21 protein-coding genes are annotated in these 22031 nt (G+C 44.9%); 13 read left to right on the forward strand and 8 right to left on the reverse strand.

Going from position 1 to position 22031, the window contains the following annotated elements:
- Nucleotides 1-3: 3 nt before the first annotated feature.
- Both K0625_RS21310 and K0625_RS21315 read right to left on the reverse strand, forming a co-directional pair.
- Entirely contained in the window at nt 4-711 is a 708-nt protein-coding gene (locus K0625_RS21310) for an ABC transporter permease (protein WP_220111481.1), read from the reverse strand.
- A gap of 45 nt (nt 712-756) precedes the next feature.
- The gene (locus K0625_RS21315; RefSeq protein ID WP_220111482.1) at nt 757-1569 is read right to left on the reverse strand and encodes an ABC transporter substrate-binding protein; all 813 of its coding nucleotides are present in this window, start codon (nt 1567-1569) and stop codon (nt 757-759) included.
- 282 nt (nt 1570-1851) lie between these two features.
- Here K0625_RS21315 and K0625_RS21320 point away from each other — a divergent pair, with 282 nt between their 5' ends.
- Together K0625_RS21320 and K0625_RS21325 are read left to right on the forward strand one after the other, a co-directional pair.
- The gene (locus K0625_RS21320; RefSeq protein WP_220111483.1) at nt 1852-3234 is read left to right on the forward strand and encodes a sigma-54-dependent transcriptional regulator; all 1383 of its coding nucleotides are present in this window, start codon (nt 1852-1854) and stop codon (nt 3232-3234) included.
- 1 nt (nt 3235) lies between these two features.
- Nucleotides 3236-5353, forward strand: a complete 2118-nt coding sequence (locus tag K0625_RS21325) for a sensor histidine kinase (RefSeq protein WP_220111504.1) — start codon at nt 3236-3238, stop codon at nt 5351-5353.
- Between the two features lie 574 nt (nt 5354-5927).
- Here K0625_RS21325 and K0625_RS21330 read toward each other — a convergent pair.
- Together K0625_RS21330 and K0625_RS21335 are read right to left on the reverse strand one after the other, a co-directional pair.
- The gene (locus K0625_RS21330; protein ID WP_220111484.1) at nt 5928-6392 is read right to left on the reverse strand and encodes a GNAT family N-acetyltransferase; all 465 of its coding nucleotides are present in this window, start codon (nt 6390-6392) and stop codon (nt 5928-5930) included.
- Between the two features lie 207 nt (nt 6393-6599).
- Nucleotides 6600-7271 carry a 7-cyano-7-deazaguanine/7-aminomethyl-7-deazaguanine transporter gene (locus K0625_RS21335; RefSeq protein ID WP_220111485.1) on the reverse strand — a complete coding sequence of 224 codons (672 nt, stop codon included), beginning with the start codon at nt 7269-7271 and terminating at the stop codon, nt 6600-6602.
- Between the two features lie 307 nt (nt 7272-7578).
- Between K0625_RS21335 and K0625_RS21340 the strand changes: the two genes are divergently transcribed.
- Complete coding sequence (locus K0625_RS21340) at nt 7579-8313, forward strand: substrate-binding periplasmic protein (protein ID WP_232847225.1); 735 nt, start codon at nt 7579-7581, stop codon at nt 8311-8313.
- Nucleotides 8314-8317: 4 nt separating this feature from the next.
- Here the strand turns inward: K0625_RS21340 and K0625_RS21345 are convergent, their stop codons facing one another.
- On the reverse strand, nt 8318-9676 hold the full coding sequence (locus K0625_RS21345) for an isochorismate synthase (protein ID WP_220111486.1): 1359 nt from the start codon (nt 9674-9676) through the stop codon (nt 8318-8320).
- 412 nt (nt 9677-10088) lie between these two features.
- Here K0625_RS21345 and K0625_RS21350 point away from each other — a divergent pair, with 412 nt between their 5' ends.
- The 10 genes from K0625_RS21350 (at nt 10089) to K0625_RS21395 (ending at nt 19025) form a co-directional block, all read left to right on the forward strand.
- Entirely contained in the window at nt 10089-12038 is a 1950-nt protein-coding gene (locus K0625_RS21350; protein ID WP_220111487.1) for a TonB-dependent receptor, read from the forward strand.
- 3 nt (nt 12039-12041) lie between these two features.
- On the forward strand, nt 12042-13397 hold the full coding sequence (locus K0625_RS21355) for an ATP-binding cassette domain-containing protein (RefSeq protein WP_220111488.1): 1356 nt from the start codon (nt 12042-12044) through the stop codon (nt 13395-13397).
- A 13-nt stretch (nt 13398-13410) separates the two neighbouring features.
- Nucleotides 13411-14082, forward strand: a complete 672-nt coding sequence (locus K0625_RS21360; protein WP_220111489.1) for an energy-coupling factor transporter transmembrane component T — start codon at nt 13411-13413, stop codon at nt 14080-14082.
- 27 nt (nt 14083-14109) lie between these two features.
- Complete coding sequence (locus K0625_RS21365; protein ID WP_220111490.1) at nt 14110-14655, forward strand: core component of ECF transporter; 546 nt, start codon at nt 14110-14112, stop codon at nt 14653-14655.
- Nucleotides 14656-14733: 78 nt separating this feature from the next.
- Nucleotides 14734-15471 (forward strand): DNA-binding protein, encoded by a 738-nt coding sequence (locus K0625_RS21370; protein ID WP_220111506.1) that lies wholly within the window; start codon nt 14734-14736, stop codon nt 15469-15471.
- A gap of 2 nt (nt 15472-15473) precedes the next feature.
- Nucleotides 15474-15698, forward strand: a complete 225-nt coding sequence (locus K0625_RS21375) for a hypothetical protein (RefSeq protein WP_220111491.1) — start codon at nt 15474-15476, stop codon at nt 15696-15698.
- Nucleotides 15699-15923: 225 nt separating this feature from the next.
- On the forward strand, nt 15924-17102 hold the full coding sequence (locus K0625_RS21380) for a cyclic di-GMP phosphodiesterase (RefSeq protein WP_220111492.1): 1179 nt from the start codon (nt 15924-15926) through the stop codon (nt 17100-17102).
- Between the two features lie 118 nt (nt 17103-17220).
- Nucleotides 17221-17880 carry a paraquat-inducible protein A gene (locus K0625_RS21385; RefSeq protein WP_220111493.1) on the forward strand — a complete coding sequence of 220 codons (660 nt, stop codon included), beginning with the start codon at nt 17221-17223 and terminating at the stop codon, nt 17878-17880.
- Between the two features lie 148 nt (nt 17881-18028).
- Nucleotides 18029-18712, forward strand: a complete 684-nt coding sequence (locus tag K0625_RS21390) for a DJ-1/PfpI family protein (RefSeq protein WP_220111494.1) — start codon at nt 18029-18031, stop codon at nt 18710-18712.
- Nucleotides 18713-18791: 79 nt separating this feature from the next.
- Entirely contained in the window at nt 18792-19025 is a 234-nt protein-coding gene (locus tag K0625_RS21395) for a hypothetical protein (RefSeq protein ID WP_220111508.1), read from the forward strand.
- Between the two features lie 64 nt (nt 19026-19089).
- On the opposite strand, the gene K0625_RS21400 is transcribed toward K0625_RS21395, so the two are convergent.
- The 3 genes from K0625_RS21400 to K0625_RS21410 form a co-directional block, all read right to left on the reverse strand.
- Nucleotides 19090-20025, reverse strand: a complete 936-nt coding sequence (locus K0625_RS21400; protein WP_220111495.1) for a YeiH family protein — start codon at nt 20023-20025, stop codon at nt 19090-19092.
- Between the two features lie 340 nt (nt 20026-20365).
- Nucleotides 20366-21544, reverse strand: a complete 1179-nt coding sequence (locus K0625_RS21405) for a diaminopropionate ammonia-lyase (RefSeq protein WP_220111507.1) — start codon at nt 21542-21544, stop codon at nt 20366-20368.
- Nucleotides 21545-21629: 85 nt separating this feature from the next.
- Nucleotides 21630-22013: a RidA family protein gene (locus K0625_RS21410; RefSeq protein ID WP_220111496.1), complete on the reverse strand. Its 384-nt coding sequence runs from the start codon at nt 22011-22013 to the stop codon at nt 21630-21632.
- Nucleotides 22014-22031: the final 18 nt, after the last annotated feature.

A 22031-nucleotide genomic window follows, 5' to 3' on the forward strand; every position in this document is an offset into this window, starting at 1 on the left:
ATTTTAATGGCTCCTCGGCTCAGCTTTTCCCCTTAGGGTACCTAAGGTGAAGTTGAGAACAAGTGACAAAATAAGCAGCACTAAACCAAGCGCTATCGCTTGTGCAAAGTCCCCTTTACTGGTTTCCAAGGCGATGGCTGTGGGAATATTACGGGTGACATCGGCAATGTTACCTCCCACCATCATTGAGCAGCCTATTTCAGTTAATATTCGGCTAAATCCCGCGACAATGGCCAGTAGCAGAGGTACTTTGAGCTCTCTACACAGTGTCCAGATGGATCTGAACCAAGAAGCGCCTAAGGTACGTGATGTTTCCCAAGCACGCCTGTCGACACTGGTAAAAGCCGCTTGGCTCATCGAGACCAGTACGGGGGCGCAGATAAGCATCTGACCCAGTATCATCCCCTTTTGCGTGAATAGCCACCTTAGATCGCCCAAGGGGCCCATGCGAGTCAGCATCAGGTAAACCAGCAGTCCGATAACGACTGTCGGGATCGACTGCAGGGTTTGGATCATATTAGTGATAAACCAGCGTCCACGAAATCGTCCGAAAGCTAGAATAAAGCCCAATACCATCGAGGGAATTAGGGTGATCGCCAGTGCTGCAAAAGAGACAGAAAAGGAGACAGAAACAATGGACCACACATCAGGATCCAATGAAAACAGCAGGCCTAAGGCCTGCTGTATAAGGGCTAACCAGCCTTCATTCATCTGTGTGGTCCACCGATTTAAATAAAAGCTTAAAAAACCTTAGGGTCATTCGCTATATGTTGCCTTAAATAGTTGCTCACCTTGAACTTTATAGTTATTAATCATGCCTTGAGCTTCGGCACCGATTAACCAGTCACTAAAGGCACGAGCGCCTTTATGATTCAGTTCAGGGTATTTTTCTGGGTTAATTAATACGATCTGATAAGGGTTTGCCAGTGCTTTACCGCCATCATAATCAATCGCAAGATCTAACTTTGCTTTATACGCTACAAATGTACCACGATCTGACAGGGTGTAACCCTGAAGTTCGCTGGCCATTAATAGTGTCTTACCCATGCCTTGGCCTACGGCCTTGTAGCCATTAAAAGTAAGCGCGATATCGGCATTTTTCCAGATAATTAACTCTTTCATGTTAGTGCCAGAGTTATCGCCACGAGAGATAAAGGTGGCGCCAGACTTAGCTATTTTAGCAAATGCTTCCTCTGCTGTCTTACTGCCGCGGATCTTAGCTGGGTCATTTTTAGGGCCTAAGATCACAAAATCGTTTTCCATAATGCCACGAGGCAATATTCCGAAGCCTTCATTCACGAATTTTGCTTCAGCGGCTGGTGCGTGAGTCATCACGAGATCAACATCACCTTGGCGAGCAAGCTTTAATGCTTTACCTGTGCCAGTTGCTATTACTTGTACTTTATAACCAGTTTCGGCTTCAAATTTAGGCAGTAGGTTTTTCAATAAACCTGAGTTCTCTGTACTGGTTGTTGTTGCTAACTTGATAATCTCTTCTGCTGTTGCTGGCATAGCCGTGACTAGAGTTGCAGCTAAAGCTAAGCTGAAGATAGATTTAAGGTTTAACATTCTTGCTCCTTGGCGTTTGTGGAAATGGTCCTCTGCCAAGATGGACCACTTAAAATTTTGTATTACTCTTAGGGACTTATTTAGCAAGTTGAGTGCCAACTTATCTTGTTGGATTTTTGCTTCACAAAACATTGGGCTTTGTGATCTCTATCGCAAATAGAAATGGTCCAATACAGACATTTTGTCCCACGTGCCTCATTCTTTGGTTCACAGTGACCTATTTGCTCAACTATGGTGATAGAATCATCAGTATATGAGTCAAAATGTCCTAAAGAAGACAATATGAGCCAGAGTAATAAAGAGCTAAAACCCCTTCCATCAGCCGTTTCAGTGCTTATTGTTGACGATGAGCCCGGAATGCGCAGCTTTTTGAAAAAAGCCCTCTCGAAAAAGTTTGCCTTAGTCGAGACCGCTTCCAGCGTTGAAGATGCCGAGCAGCTGCGAAGTCGTTGTCATTTTGACCTGCTTATTGTCGATATTCGCCTGCCTGGGCGTTCAGGCATTGAGTGGCATGAAGCGTTAAATGATCAGGAGCGTCGCTCAGATATCATCTTTATGACTGGTTACGCCGATATGGACGTTGCCATTAAAGCACTGCGCGCTGGCGCCTCAGACTTTATTATGAAGCCGTTCCACTTAGAGCAGATGATGAAGGCCGTTGATCGCTGTATTGAGCGGCGTCTGCTTAAGCGTGAAAACCTGATGCTCAGGCGGGAGGTCTCTATAGGTCAGTCCTCCACTATCATAGGCAGCAGTGATGCCATGCAGGAGGTGAAACACATTATTGAGCGTGTGGCGCCAACCAACGCGGTGATCTTGATTGAAGGTGAGTCAGGCACAGGTAAAGAGTTGGTTGCCAGGCAGCTGCATCTGCTCAGTGGCAGGCAGGGCCCTTTTGTGCCTGTTAACTGTGGTGCTATCGCTCCTGAGCTACTTGAAAGTGAACTGTTCGGCCACTGCGCGGGGGCATTTACTGGCGCTAAAGGCAATCGTGAGGGGCTATTTAGTTTTGCATCAGGAGGCACTATCTTTCTCGATGAGATTGGCGAGATGCCACTTAAGATGCAAACCGCACTGCTTCGTGTGCTTGAGCAGAGAACGATCCGTCCCGTAGGTAGTGAGAAAGAGACTAATATTGATGTCCGGGTATTGGCTGCCACAAATAGAAAGTTGGCTGAAGAGGTAGAGGCTGGCCATTTCAGACGCGATCTCTACTATCGACTCAATGTGTTAGATATCTTAATTCCCCCTCTGAGAGAGAGACCTGAAGATGTGGTGGAGTTGACGCATCATTTTACCCGTCAACTTGCGGCTGAACTTGGGGTGAAAGAGGTGGTCTGGAGTCATGAGGATATGCTGAAGCTACAGCAACATGAGTGGCCGGGTAATATCCGTGAGCTAAGAAACATGATTGAACGCTGCATCTTGCTTGGTAAGCCACCGGCAGAGTATTGGAAGCAGCAGCCAAAGGCTGAGACGGTAGGTGAGTCGGGTTATCCGCTGAATTGGTGCCTTAAAGAGGTTGAAAAGCACCATGTAACTCAAGTTGTCGATGCCCATAATGGCAATAAATCGGCGGCGGCAAGGGATCTTGGTGTCTCCAGAAAGACATTAGACAGAAAATATAAAGAGTGGTTTGACAGTGAAAGTGCCGGAGAGCAATAGGATGCCTTTCTTCCCGCGAATTTTTGGCATTAACTGGCAGCAGATGCAGGCTAAGGTGCGTTATCGTATCTTGATCTTAACCTTGCTTCCCATACTGCTAACCTTGGTAAGCCTAGTGTTTATCACCATCTACTGGAACATTAGCTACACGGGCAAGCAGCTCTTTATGAAGGTGAAGGCTGATCTTACTGTCGCCAATAACACCTTAATCTCAGTCCAGCGCAGTCAAGAGAAGCAGCTTGAGATGGTGATGGAGTCTTGGCCATTTCAAAATGACTTTAGATTGTTTGCTGGAACTAACCAAAAATATAGAGATGAGATAGATAGTTTATTAAAAGAGCGGAAAGAGCAGCTTAATCTGGATTTTTTGCGCCTAGTTAGCGTTTCTGAAGCGGCAGCCGATCCCGATCTTCGTCAGATGCTACAGCGAGTTAGTGGGGTATCTCCCTTCTCTGGGCTGATGGTGCTCTCGCCGGAGCGGCTGGCAAGAATCGATCCTGAATTGGTTAAGCTTGCCAGCATCCCCCTTGTGGAGACGCCTAGATCTCAAAAACCTAATAAGAGTGTTGAGGAGCGAGGGATGTTGAGTCGTAGCCTGCTCCCTGTGCCCGATGCAAATGGCAATGTCTCTTGGTATCTCGATGGCGGCATTCTTTTTAATCGCGATATCCGCATTGTCGATCATATTCGCGATCTGGTTTATGACAAGGGCACACTCCCTGAACGCTCCATCGGCACAGTCACCATCTTCCTCGACAATACCCGTATTAGCACCAATGTGCCGCTGCACTTTTTCCCTCAAGGTGATCAATCTGTTGGTCGAGCCTTAGGCAGCTTGGTTTCAGAGGAGGTGAAGTCAAAAGTGTTAACTCAGGGGATGCTTTGGGTCGATCGCGCCTTTGTGTTTAATGATTGGTTTATCTCGGCTTACGCGCCCCTTGAAGATGTACAAGGCAAGCGAGTCGGCATGATCTATACAGGTTTTTCTGAATCCCCTTTTATCCATAACTATCTACTGAATATTATCGAATTAGGTACCATCTTGATGTTGGTGCTGTTGGTATCTGGCCTGCTGGTTTATCGAGGTGCATACAGTTTACTCCAGCCTATTGAGCGTATTCACCATGTTGTTAAAGCGGTGCAGTCGGGGCGTAACTTACGTATTGGCTCACTTGGGCTTGAGCGTGATAATGAGTTGTCTAATTTGGCGGAGCAGTTTGATCGCATGTTGGATCTGTTGCAGAAGCGTAATACTCAGATCCAGGCGGCTGCAGAGCAGTTAGAGGTTAAGGTGGAGGAGCGCACACGCAGTCTTCAGGAGAAGACGGTCGAGCTGCAAAATAACGTCGAGCTGTTAAATGAAACCAGACAGCAGTTGGTGACCAATGAGAAGCTCACCGCTTTAGGTGAGCTAACAGCGGGTATTGCCCATGAGATCAATAACCCAACAGCGGTTATCTTGGGGAATATGGAGCTACTTAAGTTTGAATTGGGACAGAACGCCGACTGTGTTGAGGAGGAGATTGAGCTTGTTATTCAGCAGGTGGGCCGAATTAGCACCATTATCCGTAGTCTTCTGCAGTACAGCCGACCTGGAGAGTTCAATGCGCCTTTAGAGATGCATCAACTGACACCCATTATCGAAGAGATGTTGGTGTTGGTCAGGCACTCGATTAAGGAGCAGAAGGTGGTGCTGAGTCAGGAACTCAATGCCAGTTATCCCATTGAAGTTAATCGTCCTCAGCTGCTTCAGGTATTGATCAACTTAGTGGTCAATGCTGCCCATGCCATGAATGAGGATGGACGCATTTGGATACGCACCTATGACTGGGTTGAGAAGGATGAACCTATTGGTGTGAAGATAGAGGTGGAAGATGAGGGCAAGGGGATCCCTAAGGAGCAACTTAATCGTATCTTCGACCCTTTCTACACCACCAGAGCCGACGGAACCGGATTGGGCTTGTCTCTGAGCTACGGGATCATCAAGCGGATTGGAGGCACCATAGAGGTGAGCTCCACTGTGGGGAAGGGAACTCTGTTTACCATCGGTCTCTACCATAAAGCGAAAGAAGATCAGAATGACACCCCTTACAAAGGGCTGCATTTTAACGAGAGTTAATGCTGGGCTTTTTTTAGGCAAAAAAATGCCGGGAAAATAAAATCCCGGCTATAAGAGTGTGTGAGCAATGTCTTGCAGAGAGAACTAGTTCAAAAATTACTAAAATAATTCAACAGAGATGAAGTGTTTCATTATCTTATTTCTTCGTAGTTCATGGAACGCATGCAAATAGTAATCATTATCATTTAGGTTGGCAAGTCTTTTTGTTCATTTTTTTTGCTTTTTTATTAAGTGACTGAATAAATAAGTTTTAAGTTATATCTTTCCGCTGCCGCTAGTCTTGTTGCGGGCAGGAGTTATGGACGACAATAGATTTTGGTAGGAGGTTAAGCTGAAATTTAGACAAAAAAATGCCGGGAAAATAATATCCCGGCTATAAGAGTGTGTGAGCAATGTCGTGCTTTGCAAACTCGTTATACATAACCCGACAAAAATCTGAAGGGAGCGAACAATAACCAGAGATGAAGTGTTTATTAGTTCAGTTATGTATTAAGAGTTCTTGGAACGCATGTAAATAGTAATCATTATCATTTGAGCTGGCAAGTTTTTATTTGCCGTTACGCGGATCTTTACATTAGGCCACTAATGACTTCTGTAAACTTATCTTATTAAGTTCTAATTTATCAGTGTCTTGCTTAAGACTGGTGATCTGGTATTGGTTTGAAATAAGCATCTTAAGCATTGAGGCAAAGCGATTCAGGGTTTTCACCTCAATCTGCTGGTAGCCCTGCTCTATTGCCCAACTCTCTTGAGCTAATAGTAGCTGTTTTGCTAAACCTAAGCCCCTGAACTCAGGTAAGATCCCGCCCAACCAGCTGTAGAACTGGCCATTATCAAGCTCATATCCCAGTTTAAATCCAGCAACTTCCCCCTCAACCTTGATAAATAGTGCCAGCATAGGCTTGTCTGACAGTCGTGTTTGATACTCTGTCATTGGGTAAGCGTTATCAAATTCAGGGATCGCTTGATTAAGCTCCATAAGGCTGTGTAACAACTCTGGAGTGACTAAGGTTGCTTGCTCTATTTCAACTTGATACATCTTAATTCTCTCTGTTTAGCTAGATGCAAAAGAACATTAGCCAGGCATGAAATTGGAAAGGCGGCTATTTTAGTTGAAGCTTGGGTATAAAAACAACTGGTCTGTCCAGTATTTTTGAGGAAATTTTACACAAAATAGAGATGAGGTTGGCTAAGCAATTAATTAGCAAGCATTAACGGCGTAATGCTTGCTTGGTCATCTTGGCGCTTAGGCTAAGTTCTGTTGGTCACGAGTAGCCTGAGATGGGTTAACTATCTTCTGCTCGAGTATTTTTAACAAAACGCCGTAGGCTGGCAGGAATAGGCCTAAGCTGACAATCAGCTTAAATCCATAATCCACCGCTGCGATTTCAGGCCAGTGTTGAGCCATAAAGGGATCTGTTGAGGCGTAAAAGGCCAGTGCGAAGAAGACAATGGTATCTACGAGGTTCCCTATTAAGGTTGAAGCTGCTGGAGCTACCCACCAAGAGCGAGTATCTCTGAGTTTTGCAAATACGGTAATATCCATTAGTTGGCCGACTAAGTAGGCGGCAAAACTGGCGAAGGCGATACGAAATACAAAGCTGTTAAATTCAGATAATGAACTTAGCCCCTGGAAGCTGCCTTGATGAAACAGTACCCCCATCAGGTAGGAGATAAGCAGCGCAGGCAGCATAGCCTTGAGGATAATGCGGCGTGCAGGGCTTTGGCCAAATATTCTGACGGTCAGGTCCGTTGCTAAATACACAAATGGAAAGCTAAATGCACCCCAGGTGGTATGAAACCCAAATATCTGAAAGGGCAATTGAACCAAGTAGTTACTGGCGCAAATAATGGAGATATGGAAGCCGACGAGCAGCAATAGTGCGCGACGGACCTGTGTGGTCGTTAAGGTTAACATCTTGTGGCCTTTTTAATTACGTTTTCACGGTCGCGGGGTGAGGGAACCCGCTGTTGCATATAACTGGTTTACTTGTTTGAGCTTCGGTGGCGATAATGAGTTATCAAGCCGCTCCGGATCCCGTTAAGGGCGAAGAATTATAGAGATCTTTTCGTGAGTGACAAGTGCATTTTTAAGATACTCCTCAAAAATGGATAAATTGTTCTAAAATTAGGTGACGGTATTCCCTGACTATCTATTGATAGGCGCTGAGTACTTTTAGATTAACGAGAGCGCGCTAACTCTCAACAATGGCCTATACAATAAAATGAATAGACTAAAAATCTACTTGTTCATACTCTGCTTAAGCTGGCTTCCTCTTCGGTTAATGGCAACCCCTCAAACCATACAGGTAGCGACTGAGTCTTGGCTTGGTTACACCAATGAAGATGGCTCTGGATTCTACTTTGATATCCTAAAGCATGTTTTTCCAGAGAAGGATTGGACGCTTGAGATAGATATGGCTCCGTTTTCTAGAGTTAGGTACCTGCTCAACCATGAGCGTGCCGATATGGCGTTGGGCTTCTATGTTGGTGATAAAACGAAGGCACTATATAGTGAGCAAGCGGTTGAGGTTGACAGTGTCGATGTTGCGTTAACGCCTGAAATGGCGCAGATATGGGAGGGGGTTAATAGCCTCTCTTTTAAAAAAGTGCAGGCGTTGCTGGCCTATCGCTATGATGAGTTTATTGATGTTCCCATGTATTACGAGGAGAGCAGCAACTTACTGGAGATGCTTAATCGTGTTAATCGGGGGCAGATAGATGCGGTACTGGATTATAAGCCAACTATGCTAGCGAAAGCGGCAAAATTGGCTCAGCCTAGGCAGTTTGTGATTATTGAGAATATATTTCAAGCCGAGATCTATTTTGTGTTTGCCCAAAACAGTAAGGGAGCGTTATTAAAAGCTCACTTCGATATTGAGCTTCAGAAGATGATCGACAGCGGCGAGCTAGACAGATTATTTCGTCAGCATATAGGCCCAGAGGCCAGCCGCCTCTAGTGTTCTAAACCTCGGTAAGAATCGAGAGTATGGTGGTGAGTTTATTCTCCAGCTCTACCCATTCAGAGTCGGCCTCAGATCCCGACACTATACCCGCTCCCGCAAACAAGTTGATACGGCCAGGTTCGATTAGCGCGCTGCGAATAGCCACAGCAAACTCACTCTCATACTTGTTAAAGTAACCACATGCTCCCGCATACCAACCTCTGGCATACCCTTCACTTTGGCGAATAAAGCTCATGGCTGGCTCTTTAGGTAAGCCACCTACTGCCGGCGTTGGGTGCAGCGCTTGAAGTAACTGAAAGTCATCAACCCCAGGTTTTAACTCCGCACGAATTGAGCGATGAAGGTGCTGAATGTGGCTGAGCTTAAACACTTTAGGAATGCTTTCTGCACCCACATAATTACTGAGAGGTGTTAGCGCATCGACAATATGATCTTTGACCAATCGGTTTTCATGGCTGTTCTTATTATCTTCCATCAGTGTTTGAGCAAGCACCTTGTCCTCTTCAAGGTTTAAACCTCGGGTGGTCGTGCCTGCTAGTGCTTCTGTGAATAGCTCTCTTTGTCTACGGCGATATAACCGCTCCGGAGTACAGGAGATAAAGGTGCTATCGGGACTAAACTGAAAGCCAAACTGAAAACTGTTCTTATTTCGCCCTTGCCAACAAGCAAGCAGCATCCAAGGATCGACAGGCTGATTTATCTCAAGTTGAGTTAAGCGGGAGAGCACAACCTTAGGTGTCTCTTGGATAAACTTCTGATGAGTGACCTGATTAACCAGTTCGGTCCAGCGGTAGCGGTCTGGTCGATCGCTGCGACTTAAGATATTGATCTTGTTTGGTGGTGGCAGAGGCTTTGGAGAAGCAAGCTGAGCTAAGCTCGTCATTGCCAGATCGCGTTCTGATTCAGCGTTATCTGTTTCGCAGTTTAGGTTTACCAGCAGTTTGTAGTCGTTACCATGACGTCTCAGCTCTACCCGAGGCAGGACAAAGTGGGCGCGACCAAATTCAGGCCAACACTCTGTGGTTCTATCGAAAGCAACGCCACCGTAATAGCGGATATCTTGATTGTTTGAGAGTGCTCTTTGCTTCTGATATTCAATAGAGAGTTGATTATCATCAATATTATCTGCGTAGAAGAAATCTTTACAGCAACCGATCGCTGCCACTTCCTCTTCAGTATCTCTGCCCTTCCAATAGATCCTTGGGTAGCAAGGCTGAGCTGCAAGCCAAGCAATGGCAGGGACAGGCTTAATAGACACTGAAAGTTGAATGATAGGATCGTTTTGTGTTTGAAATTTTAGTTGTTTTAAAGTGTCAGTAAGAGAGGCAATAGCCTGTGACAACGAGTAGACAGCCAATTCAAACTCCAAAACATATCAGAAATAACGAAGATTACAGCTAAGGCCAGATCCCTAAATTGTGGGGAATAGCAAAGTATTAAGCGTGTGAATAATAATCTTTAACACAAAGTAATGTGCGAGGGAAAAAGTGTCAAGTTGCAGCCTACCAAGCTGTGAGGTTAGCCATAAATTCAATACTCAAGCGCCTATTTTGAACGTATTTTCATGAGCTTGGAAATATCTGTTTAGTGTGTTTCTTTTTGTCCAAAAGCCTGTCCACGTAAGACATTTTGTCCTCTATGTATTACCTCCTTCTCAGATAATGTATGAATTAGTCGATCTAGGTTTGTTTTATGGTTTTATTTGCTTGAGCGATAGCGGGGGCTCTTTAAAAATAGCGCCAAATATATCGTTAGGATTATGAAACTAGATGAAAAAACAACAAAAAGTGCTGAGAGTATCTAGCTTGGCGCTAGCCATGAGCTTGGCTTATCAGGTTCAGGCAGATGAGATCGAAAGAGATCCAATTCTTAATGTGACTGACGTTATTGTGGTGCACGGTGAGCGTGCTTCAGTAACCGAAGCCGCTACGACTCATTGGAGTGTCGATGCGCAGGAGATTAAGGCTTCAGGCGCGCAAAGCTTAGATCAAGTTCTTGAAAATGTACCAGGGATCTATGTGCGCGTGGGTGGTGACTCTACTCCACGAGTTGATATTCGAGGTTTAAAAACGCGCCACATTACTTTCTTAATTAATGGCGTACCAGCAAGTAGTACCGAAGATGGTCAGTTTGATCCAAGTGTTATCCCAACGAACCTAATTGCTCGAGTTGATGTTTCTGTTGGTCCTACATCTGTGCTGTATGGCCCAGGCGGAAGTGCGGGTGTGATTAACATTATTACTAAGCAAGGTGATGAGTCATCTTCGCTGTCAGGTAAAGTAGAGTCTGCTGCTGACAATACGCTCAACGCTGATATCAGCGCAGCAGGTTCAGGTGAGAACTGGCAAGGTATTATGAGCGTGACTCATCAAGAAACTGATGGCACTCCAATGCCTGATGATTTTGAAGATACGCGCAATCAAATCGGTGATCTGCGTTTTAACTCAGACAGAAAGTTAACTAACTATTATGCCCAAGGTAGTTACTTCATCAACGATTCAACTAAGTTAATGGCCAACTACACTCAGCGTGATGGCGTGTGGGGTAAAGCGCCTACAGTCGATCGCAAGAAAGCACCATCAAGAATTGAAGATTTCAATGAGCAAAGCATGCAACTTGGTGCGGCCCATGAAATAAATGAGAAGTATGTTGTTCGTGGTTTTGTTTACTATAACCAAACAGATATGGTTGAAAACTTCTATAACCATAGAATGAATAACTTAAATAGTATTGTTGAAAGTACCTCTAAAGTCAGCGGTACTAACCTTCAATTTATTAGCGAATTTGATTATGGCGCTGTGTTAACCACCTCTGTCATTGTTGAAAAACAAGATTGGTTCTCCCATACAGATAAAATTCGTAGTGATAAAGGCACGGGTAGCGGTGGCGGTTCTGGCGGCGGTCAAGGTAGTTCTGGCGATATCGATGAAAGCCTGATGGTTTATACCGGTGCCGCAGAGTACCAATATCAAAGTGATGGTAGATATGGCTACAGCTTAGGTGCAGCGGTGCACAATTACGATCTTGATGTGAACAGTGAGACAGATTTTTCAGCGCAAGCGTCTGCATTTTATCAAGTCACTGATTCAAGCCGCATCCATACAGGTCTTGCTCGAAAAGTACGTTATCCATCGATCAGCGATCTTTACGCGCCTAACAGCGGTAACGTGAACCTAAAAGCCGAAGTTGCTAACCAGTTTGAACTGGGTCTACAACAATCTCTCCCTTTCGATACTCAGCTAGATATCAGTAGCTATATTACTGATGCCAATGATTACATCGCTAAAGATGATAACAATCAAGAGCAGAACATTGGTGATTATCGCTTTATGGGTGTCGATTTACAGATGACGAATCAATATTTCGATAGCCTAGGGTTAACGTTTGCCTATAGCTACATAGATACCGAAGACCGTGCTACCAATGAGCGCTTGCAATACCGTCCGACTCACAACTTGCGCCTGCAAGCGAGCTATGACTTCTCCTTTGGTTTAACGACACGTTTAAATGCTGAGCGAATTATTGATCAAGTGAACGGTAAAGGTGTTCAGCTAGATAATTACACCTTAGTTGACCTAAGTTTGAGCCAAAATATTTGGCATGACAATTTAGAGTTATACGTCCGCGCTACAAACCTATTTGATGAGCTTTATTATCAAAGCGACTTTATGCCACAAGCGGGTCGTCAGGTGTTTGTTGGTCTTAATTGGCAGCTTTAGTCCATGAGTTTACTTGAGCTAGATAGGGTGAGTTTTCGCTATGCCTGTGGTGAGCGGTTTATTCTGGAGGAGCTTAGCCTCCAGATTGAGCCGGGTGAGTGTCACTGTATTAGCGGGCCGACTGGCTCAGGTAAATCGACGCTGCTTAAGTTGATTATGGGTGTCCTCTCGCGACCCTTTGACGGTGAAATGACCAGAACCGGTGAACTGACATTGGGTCTAGTGATGCAAGATCCCAATGTGCAGTTTATTCGTCAAAGTGTGGGGGCTGAGGTCGCTTTTGCGCTGGAAAATTTATGTGTTCCTCCTGATTTAATGCGGGCTAAAGTTAGCTCTGCCTTAAGAAAAGTGGGGCTGTTTATTCGCCTAGATATGCCGATTGAGCAGCTGTCTTTGGGACAGAAGTACCGCGTTATGATAGCGGCTCAATTGGTTTTCGAACCTGACATACTCCTACTTGATGAACCTTGGGCTCAACTCGATAACTCAGGGGTTGAAGAGCTTATATTAGTCTTGTCACAGCTCAAACGTGACGGAGTTGCGGTGCTGCTGGTGGATCATAACCCAAAGGCGTTTAGCGAACTGGTTGATGTTTTTTATCATATGAAAGGTGGAAGCTTAGCGGCTGGCTGCTTACCAGCTGTTACTGTCGAACACTTAGTTGCGGCTCCTGTGTTGCTCGACAATTGTGTGGTTCAAGCTGAACCATTTGAGTTCAGGTTTATCGATCAAGCACCACTGTTTAAGAGTGTAGAACCCTTAGCGATCTATGGCGGTGAGATCATCGCTCTGATAGGCGATAACGGTACTGGCAAGAGTAGTTTTCTGAAAAGCCTTGCGGGGATCCAAGCGGATATCGGCAAGTTGCCTCTCACTGTGCTAGGCAAGCAAGCTAAATTAGGTGTTTTTGGCGCTGAGATGGGACTCCTATTACAAGTGCCTAATCGCCAGCTGTTTGAAGAGACCGTTTTGGAGGAACTGCAGTTTAGCCTCAAGCGTTTCGGCTTGCCTCTATGTCGGGCTGAGCAGTTATTGAGTGAGTTGGAGTTAAGCCATTTAGCTGAGCACTCCCCTCATAAACTCTCCTATGGTCAGCAACATATGGTGGCATTGGCCTCTTTGGCCTGCTTAAAGCCTAAAGTGCTTCTGCTCGATGATCCGTTTGCTGGGTTAGATGCTGAATACCTTAATCGTGTCTGGTCTTTGTTGGTCAATCTTAGTCATGGGGGGAGCGCGATTTTACTGACGAGTCATCGGCAGATGGTAAACCTGCCTGTCACTCGGTATTGGCATATAGAAGCGGGTTTGCTGCGTTGTGAATATGACCGGTCTGTCACTCAAACCTTGCAGTTCGGTTAGATGAATTTTGACTATGAAAACTAGGAGAGGTAGAGGTGTTCCTCATTCAACACTGGAGCGAAACGCCGAGACAGGGTCAAAGTCCATTGGCTGGACAGCTGGGGCGCTGAGCTTAGCGTTAATCTTATCGAGTAGCGCATTTTTCATCCCTCAAGATTATCTACTGGCGCTCATCGTTTGTGACATTGTCTTGGTTATCCATGGTGTTTGTCGCCGTGGTGACTTTTGGATTCTGGGGCGGGTATTTCTTGTTCAGCTCGTGATCACTCTTACGCTCTATTACTTAATCCACGGTCAAGAGCTGCTACTCCAAGGAGCCTTAGCTGTGGTTAGGGTGTTATTGGCATTTATTCCTGGTTGGTGGCTATCTGTGAGCTGTAAGCCTGAGCAGATAGGTGAAGTCCTTGCCTGGATATTGCCAGTTAAATGGGCGTTTGTTATCGCTGCCTCGTTAAGTTTACTGCCGACAATGACAACCGAGATCAGGGAGATATATCAAACTCAATCTCTGCGAGGTGCAAAAATATCCCCTAAAGCATTGAGGGACCCAAGAAATTGGTCTGAGTTGCTCCATTGCGTTATTTTTCCCCTACTTATTCAGCTACTTAAGTTATCTAAACAAACCGCGATGGCGGCTCAACTGCGCTATTTCGGTAAACATAAGCGTAGGACTCACTGGCGTTAGTCGTGTTCATTATTAAAGAAGGTTGTTATGGGTAAAGTCTTAAATTTCAGTTTACAAGATGCACTATTTATCGGTTTTTGCGCCACCTTACTGGTCGCACTAAAGAGCATGTTACGTCTTAAGTTAGGCATCGCCGGGCACTCTATGTTTCTAATGACATTTTTCTATCTTATCTGTTACGGAGTTGTCGGTCGTGCTGGCAGCATTACCGCTTGTGGTCTGCTGTCTGGCTTGGTTGCCATGATGTTGAGTATTGGCAAAGGAGGCCCCTTGATCTTGATTAAATTTGGTTTACCCGCCTTGGCCATGGACTTGAGTATGTTGCTGTTTTCTGGGCTGATGACCTTAAAGCTACGCTGCATCCTTGTTGGTTTAGTGGGCTGCTTTGCTTGGGCTGCCAAAAGTTGGGTAGAAAACCTGCTGGTGGGAATGACGATTCAGGTGGCTTTGGTGCAGTTTATGTTAAGTATGCTCAAGGGAGGCATATTCACTATTTTGGCCGCCTTAATGGTCCCCTCTGTGTTAAGTCGATTAAAGGCGCACGATCTACTGTTTAACGAAGATGCGAAGTAACGCCTTGTAACTGAATGGCTAGCCAGATTGTTAATCTTATTGCACACTTTTCTAGGAAAAAAAATGAATCTATCCCCGTTGAGATCTTGGCTTATCTGTATCGATGATACCGATGATATCGGCACTAAAGGTACAGGCGAGATTGCTGAAGAGATTGCCAGCTTGCTTTGTGACAGCGGAGCTCAGCGGCCTTGGGTAACCCGTCATCAACTATTTGTACATCCTGATATCCCCTATACCTCCCACAACAGTGCCATGTGCTTTCGATTGGAGAGTCGGGCAGAGCTTGAGGAGATAAAGCAGATAGCGGTGAAGCACCTACTTGAACAGAGTGCACCAGCATCGGATCCGGGTCTGGCGATATTGGATCTCGACACTGAGTTTGACTCAAATGCATTGGTTGAGTTTGGTTTATTGGCAAAAAAAGAGGTGATAACTAAACCGCAAGCCTATGAGTTGGCTGACAAGTTGGGGGTATCACTCAGTGAGCATGGCGGTACAGGCCAAGGGGTGATTGGCGCGCTGGCTGGGTTAGGTTTACGCCTTTATGGCCAAGATGGCCGGGTGAAGGGGCAAGTTAATCTAGGACAAGAGGAGTGTGAAGAGGGGATTGAGTTAACTGTCGCTCAGGTGCTTGAGCGCACTGGACTGGATAGGGTTATCGGCGTCGAAGGTGAGAGTTTAGATCCCTGTGAAACCATACTGCTTACTAAGAAGGTGAAAGCCATCTACTGTCAACATGAGTTTGCCTTGCTGGTTTATCGCCATGAAGGGCGCTGGTGTAATGCATTGAAAAAACATCTGAAGGCCTATTGATTATGGATAAGGTTATTGCGAATTTTGAATTTGATGGTCAGGTGTTTCGTTTTCGGTTTGGCAGTGAGAATGAGCTTGAGTCACGGGTAACTGCTAGTGAGTGTTATCTGTTCATGCCCGATGATGAGGATGAACAGATCGATGACTCTCTCATCTCTTGTTATAACTGTATGAACAGGCGGTGGTTGATTGATGGGATGGCATGTATGAAAATTAAACGAATTTAATTTTATTAGCAAAAACTATTTATTAAGAGGTATTTTATTTATAGGAAATGCTTAACCATGTTACGACTAAGGTTTTATGTTTTGATTTTAATCGGTTTTTTAGTTTATTAATTGGTACGACCTCGATAGTATATACTCTTCTGAAAAAATTAAAGAAGGTAAGCCGTACTAATATTTTAATAAACGCTTACTGGTTTTTATCTTCTTTGGGAGAGTTTGTACATTATGGTGAGAACGCTAGAGTCTAAGACTCATGTTAAATTTCCTGTATCTAAGTTGAGTGTGGGGATGTTTGTTACATCGATTGATAACGATGGTCAGGTAGCCATAACCAATGCAGGTCAAATTAAAGATCCTGAAGCAATCAAAAAACTTATTAAAAATGGTATTAAATATGTTTGGGTTGACAAGGAGAGATCTGCCGATTCTTGTGGTTTTAATAATACTGTCCAACCCCCACCTGAAGTAAAGAAAAAAGCCCCCTCAAGAGAAGTTACACAACAAAAAGCCAAAAAATTAGTCACTGAAGCTAAAGATCTACTAGCTAAAGTCTTGTCTGAAACCTTCGAAGGTAAGGCGATAGAGGTCGCTCCTTTTGAGGAGTTTGCAGACAATATGATTGACTCTGCTCTGCTTGATTCTGATGCGCTCAAATGTGTGTCAGCACTCAGAACAAAAGATGCATATCTGCTTGAACACTCTGTTAATGTGGCCTTTCTTTTGATCACCTTTGGGCAACACCTTAATCTTGATAAACAAAAGCTTAAGGAGATGGCTGTCGGAGGGATTTTGCACGATGTGGGTAAAATTCAGGTTGATGATAAGGTGCTCCATAAACCGGGTAAGTTGACCGAGGAGGAGTTTGAGCATATGAAGAAGCATCAAACTTTCGCCATGAATATCATGTCAAAAACCAGCGGAATGTCTCAGGTAAGTAAAGATGTCTGTTTGATGCACCATGAGAAGCTTGATGGTAATGGTTACCCTAATGGGTTAAAAGGAGATGAGTTACCACTTCATGGGCGTATGAGCTGTATTGTGGATATATTTGATGCATTAACTGCCAAGCGTTGTTATAAAGATGCCATGAGCCCCGCGGCGGCATTTAAAGTGCTGCTTAGTTTGACCCCCTTTCATCTGGACGAATCACTCGTTTATCAGTTTATTCGCTCAGTTGGCGTATATCCCGTGGGATCCCTTGTTGAGCTCTCTGATGGACGGATAGGGATTGTGTGGAATGCAAAAGGCAGAGACGCTCTGCACCCGATCCTAAAATGCTTCTATTCTCTTAAGCATAAGCGCTATCTCGATGTGACTTTTGTCGATCTACTTAAGAGTGATGCTCAGATTGAACGTGGCATATCACCCTGTAGTCTGGATGTCGATCCAACGCCATTTTATTGATCTGTTTTTATAACTATTTGCTTTTAAAGGGACTAAGTCCCTTTAGGGGCATTTTTCGTTTTATGGCGCTGAAATTGATATAATTCACTCCATGTTTCGCTGCTTCTAGGTATTCCTCTTGTCAAAAAATCGCATATTTACCACAGTTATTCTGCTTATCTCCCTCGCGCTTTTGATCCCAGGTGTGACTCAGCCAATTTTGAGTATTAGCGGAACCATAGAGAAGTCAGAGCTGACTAAAGCGGGCATAGATCAGTTAGCGACAAGCTTGGGAGATAACTCTGCTAACGGTAACACTCGAGGTATGCTCTCCATGTTTAGTGGGATGCTAGGGCTCAACGATCTAGAGGGAGAAGTTGAAGTCTTTCAGAAGACACGCAGTATCTGGGGAACCGTAGATGAGCTGTTTAGATCTGGAAATGCTGCCGTTGCCGCTTTAGTTATGCTGTTTAGCATTATTATTCCAGTAGTAAAGCTCTCATTAATCTTGCTACAACAACTGCCCATAACCTCCTCATTTAGACAGGCGATCACAGGCTTTACCACTAAGATTAGCAAGTGGTCGATGGCCGATGTGTTCGTGGTCGCGCTTATCGTCACCTATATGGCGGGTAATGCCTCGGCAGGCATGGGAGAGCTACTGAAAACCACAGCGAGTTTTGAGGTGGGTTTCTATTATTTTAGTGCTTACTGTCTCTTTTCTATTGCCAGTACTTATCTGGTTAATACTGATATTGCAGAGTCTGAGACTAGCTTGCCAGAAACTGAGAGAGCCTAAGGTTTTCATCTGTTTTGGCGCTGCATTAGCTCTCAAAAATCACTTAGGTTAGCGCGTGCTCACAAGTTTGTTCATCATTAGTTATTTAATTGAATTTAATACTGTTAATTAACTCTACTTGGGTATGACTTTATCAATTGAGAGCCCTATGAAACGTCGTGATTTTATCGCTGCTGGCGGCATTGCTGTTGCCAGCGCCCTATTTGCACCTCACTTGTTTGCCACAACGAAGGGGAAACCTTTGAAGATTCTCGCCTTAGTGTTTGATGATTATGAGACACTAGACTTACACGGTCCTGTTGAGATGTTAGGACATATGAGTCATGTGCAGATTCAGCTGGTGGGGGCCAAATCTATTATTAGAAGTTATCAGGGACCTAAAGTGCTAACCGATATCTCAATTGAGCAGGTAACGCCCTGTGATCTTCTGATTGTCCCTGGTGGGATCGGCACGCGCACACTGGTTGAAGACAGTGAGCTGCTGAGTTGGCTGCAAGCCCAGGAAAAGGTCTCTAAGAAGGTGTTTTCCATCTGTACAGGCTCCGCTCTATTAGCTAAAGCTGGCATTTTAGATGGTGTTAATGCCACGACCAATAAGATGGCCTATCAATGGGTAACAAGCTTATCTCAGAGAGTTCACTGGCAACCCAGTGCACGTTGGGTTGATGAGGGGAAATTTCTTACCTCATCTGGCGTCTCGGCAGGAACAGATGCAGCTCTGTTTTATGTTCGCCAACTAAATGGTGACGAGGAGGCAAGACGCATTGAACGGTTAACTGAATATCACTGGAATGATGACTCGACTAATGATCCTTATGCCGTTGAGGTGTAATTAAAATTTCCGCCTTAGTTGTTATAGCTATTTATTAGTAAAAACGAGTATTTGTGAATTAATTGGAATATGAGAAATAATGACCGCTTCTCTATTCGTCTCCGGTTTGGCGAATTTGACTTATATCAATTGGTATTGGGAGGCGAAGTTGAAGAAGTGGTTAATTGTTTTATCTTGTACTGTATTCGTTGCTGCCTCGCTGCTGACTAGCGGATTGACTCGTGCGTTGATCGATCTTGTTGCCTTTGCAAGCCTGCTCTGGATCGTACTTGGAATGAGAACTGAGAGTGACACTAAGCAAGATAACTGTTGAGATAAAGATAACAGCTTAAGCCGCACTCTAATCTAGGTAGACCGCTTTCCTATACTGATTGCTATTAGAGATACAAGATATAGAGCAGTGAACTCACCCCGATAGCCAACCAAAGCATTACCCCTAAGGCGAGAGGTTTAACCCCTGCCGCCCGCATCTTTTTGACCGTTATTCCCGCACCAATTAAAAATAGACAAAGTACTAAAACACGCTTAGATAGCGTAAATATCAACTCATAAGCCGCTTCTCCCTGAGGAAAAAAGTGGGCTATGGCGATGGCCAGACAGTAGAAGCCGATAAAGTAGGGGATGGTGATGCGCTTCTTATCTCCACCAAAAATGATAGCGCTGATCAGCGCGATAGGGATGATCCATAGCGCTCTGGCAAGCTTGATGGTGGTCGCTGTAACGAGTGCTTCCTCACCATAGGCTGATGCGGCACCGACTACCGAGGAGGTGTCGTGAATAGCGATAGCACTCCAGACTCCGAAGTCATATTGGCTCATCGACAACAGGTGGCCCAGAGCTGGGAAGAGAAACAGGGCGATGGAGTTGAGTATAAATATGCTTGCTAGTGCGATGGCGGTTTGATCGCTTTTTGCATTGATCGCTGGTGAAACAGCCGCAATGGCACTTCCACCACAAATCGCTGTGCCTGCAGAGATTAGATGGCCAGTTTTTGTATCAAATTTTAGGGCTTTGGTTAACACCGCACCCAATATTAAGGTGAAGACAATGGAGCCTAAGATAAGCGGAAGGTTAGCTAAACTCACAGATATCGCTGTCTGCAGATGGATCCCAAATCCGAGCCCTATGATGGAGTAGGAGAGCAGTTTCTTAGTCAAAGTTGCGAGATCGAGATTAGCTGGTACTAGGCCAAGACTTGCCAAGGTAAAGCCCATCACTAGAGCAATAGGAGAAGATATCTGAGGTAACAGACACAGGAAGCCAGTAATGACAAAAATAGCGACATGTATTTTATTTTGGGTTTTATTGGTCATTAAAAGGCTGTTATATAGGTAGCTGTTCAGCCATAAATTATAGCGTTTGGAAGATGTTTAATAAATTAAATAGTGCTGACGGTTAGCATAAGAAAAATTGAATCTAAGCTCTAGGAAAAGAAGATACGAGGTTCTAGGCCCTAGGAAAAGCACAAGCAAAGAAACTCCGTGGGGTTGCTTTTGATGTGCTTTTAACGCTTTTCCTAGCAGCCAACTTGTTGGCGCCCTAGCAGGTGCGTAGCACCGACCTCGCAGTGAGCTTGCGAACGTCCTAGGGCCTATATTTAGAGAACAAAAAAGCCACTATGTAAGTGGCTTTTGTTATCTAAATTCGAAGAACTTATTTCGCTGTGCTTAGTGCGCCTTCCCAAACGATTTGACGGTAACGGTCTGGGTTAGTATCGCCTTCAGTGCTGAACAGCATGATCACTGAATCTTGGTTTAGACCAAGTTGTGTGCGGTACTCACTGTACTCTTCACGGCTAGCTAGCATGTATAGAAGGCCAAGATTTAATGCTCCTGACTCACCGCTGACAATTTTGGTATCGCCTGCTAGTGGGTTACCAAGAATACGCATACCCGTAGCAGTCACTTCATCTTCAACTGATGCGAAGAAGCTGCTGCACTGTTTTAGGATAGGCCAAGTCACTGGGTTAGGCTCGCCACATGCAAGACCTGCCATGATAGAGTTTAGCTCGCCAGTTACGGCAACCATCTCGCCTTTAATACCTGAGTTGTAGATGCAATCTGCTTTTGCAGGCTCAGCAATAATGGTCTTGAAATTAGTCGCGCCAACTTTGTCAGCAAAATATCCTAAGATCCCGCCAGCCATTGCGCCAACACCTGCTTGTAGCATTAGGTGAGTTGGCTTAAGACCCATAGCATCAACTTGCTCTTGGGCTTCAACAGCCATAGTCATATAGCCTTGCGAGATCCAAGTTGGGATCTTGTCGTAACCTTCCCAAGCGGTATCTTGTACTAGCATCCAACCATTTTCTGTGGCTGTTTGGCTAGCAATACGTACAGTGTCGTCGTAGTTACAGTCAGTAACGATACACTCAGCACCTAGATTCTGAATACGAGTTACGCTTGCTTGAGACGAACCTTTTGGCATGTAAACAACAGCCTTTTGGCCCATTTCACGTGCAGCCCAAGCCACACCTGTTCCGTGGTTACCCGCTGTTGCTGTCGCAAACACCAATGGCTCGCTTAGCTTAGCTGCAACGGTTTTCATATCAATTTCACTGATATCTACATTTAAGTGCTCAGCTAATTGTTTACCTAATGCGTAAGATCCGCCCAATACTTTAAACGCATTTAAACCGAAGCGGTAAGACTCATCTTTTACCAGAATCGCTTTAACACCTAAACGTGCGGCTAGCTGCTCTAGCGAGATAAGCGGAGTCGGTTGATAAGCTTCGATCTGCTGGTGGAATTGACGAGTCTGTTCTGCGACCTGGGCTGTGAAAAGCTCAGAGGTCTCGCCGTTAAAGAAATCATTTTGAGTCAGCTTTAGCATCATAGTAACCACTATATATTATGAACAAGAGGGCAGTTGTCCACTCACTAAAGGTAAGTGGACAGTAGGCTTTTTAAAACAGATATTACTTGATGAAGGCGATTGCTTCGACTTCAACTAGCGCGTCTTTTGGAAGGCGAGCAGCTTGAACACATGAACGAGCTGGTGCTGCTTCAGTACCGAAAACTTCAGTGTACACTTCGTTGAAGGCAACGAAATCTTCCATATCGGCTAGGAAACAAGTGGTCTTAAGTACAGTATCTGTACCTGCGCCAGCTTGCTCTAGAACAGCTTTAAGGTTCTTTAGCGATTGGTAAGCTTGCTCTTTGATCCCACCCTCTACGAAAGCCATAGTTGCTGGATCCAGTGGTAGCTGACCTGAGGTAAATACTAACTTGTCGAAAGCAAGTGCTTGAGAGTATGGACCAATTGCAGCAGGAGCATTTTCAGTATGGATTACAGTTTTCATAGCTTAGTTATCTCTGAT

The sequence above is a fragment of the Shewanella nanhaiensis genome, assembly GCF_019457885.1.
Lineage (GTDB): Bacteria > Pseudomonadota > Gammaproteobacteria > Enterobacterales > Shewanellaceae > Shewanella > Shewanella nanhaiensis.

Coding starts and splice junctions, on each gene's coding strand:
- K0625_RS21325 (WP_220111504.1), top strand. CDS start 3,236: ATGCCTTTCTTCCCGCGAATTTTTGGCATTAACTGGCAGCAGATGCAG.
- K0625_RS21310 (WP_220111481.1), bottom strand. CDS start 711: ATGAATGAAGGCTGGTTAGCCCTTATACAGCAGGCCTTAGGCCTGCTG.
- K0625_RS21315 (WP_220111482.1), bottom strand. CDS start 1,569: ATGTTAAACCTTAAATCTATCTTCAGCTTAGCTTTAGCTGCAACTCTA.
- K0625_RS21380 (WP_220111492.1), top strand. CDS start 15,924: ATGGTGAGAACGCTAGAGTCTAAGACTCATGTTAAATTTCCTGTATCT.
- K0625_RS21320 (WP_220111483.1), top strand. CDS start 1,852: ATGAGCCAGAGTAATAAAGAGCTAAAACCCCTTCCATCAGCCGTTTCA.
- K0625_RS21360 (WP_220111489.1), top strand. CDS start 13,411: ATGAAAACTAGGAGAGGTAGAGGTGTTCCTCATTCAACACTGGAGCGA.
- K0625_RS21400 (WP_220111495.1), bottom strand. CDS start 20,025: ATGACCAATAAAACCCAAAATAAAATACATGTCGCTATTTTTGTCATT.
- K0625_RS21335 (WP_220111485.1), bottom strand. CDS start 7,271: ATGTTAACCTTAACGACCACACAGGTCCGTCGCGCACTATTGCTGCTC.
- K0625_RS21375 (WP_220111491.1), top strand. CDS start 15,474: ATGGATAAGGTTATTGCGAATTTTGAATTTGATGGTCAGGTGTTTCGT.
- K0625_RS21340 (WP_232847225.1), top strand. CDS start 7,579: ATGAATAGACTAAAAATCTACTTGTTCATACTCTGCTTAAGCTGGCTT.
- K0625_RS21350 (WP_220111487.1), top strand. CDS start 10,089: ATGAAAAAACAACAAAAAGTGCTGAGAGTATCTAGCTTGGCGCTAGCC.
- K0625_RS21405 (WP_220111507.1), bottom strand. CDS start 21,544: ATGCTAAAGCTGACTCAAAATGATTTCTTTAACGGCGAGACCTCTGAG.
- K0625_RS21365 (WP_220111490.1), top strand. CDS start 14,110: ATGGGTAAAGTCTTAAATTTCAGTTTACAAGATGCACTATTTATCGGT.
- K0625_RS21330 (WP_220111484.1), bottom strand. CDS start 6,392: ATGTATCAAGTTGAAATAGAGCAAGCAACCTTAGTCACTCCAGAGTTG.
- K0625_RS21395 (WP_220111508.1), top strand. CDS start 18,792: ATGACCGCTTCTCTATTCGTCTCCGGTTTGGCGAATTTGACTTATATC.
- K0625_RS21390 (WP_220111494.1), top strand. CDS start 18,029: ATGAAACGTCGTGATTTTATCGCTGCTGGCGGCATTGCTGTTGCCAGC.
- K0625_RS21355 (WP_220111488.1), top strand. CDS start 12,042: ATGAGTTTACTTGAGCTAGATAGGGTGAGTTTTCGCTATGCCTGTGGT.
- K0625_RS21410 (WP_220111496.1), bottom strand. CDS start 22,013: ATGAAAACTGTAATCCATACTGAAAATGCTCCTGCTGCAATTGGTCCA.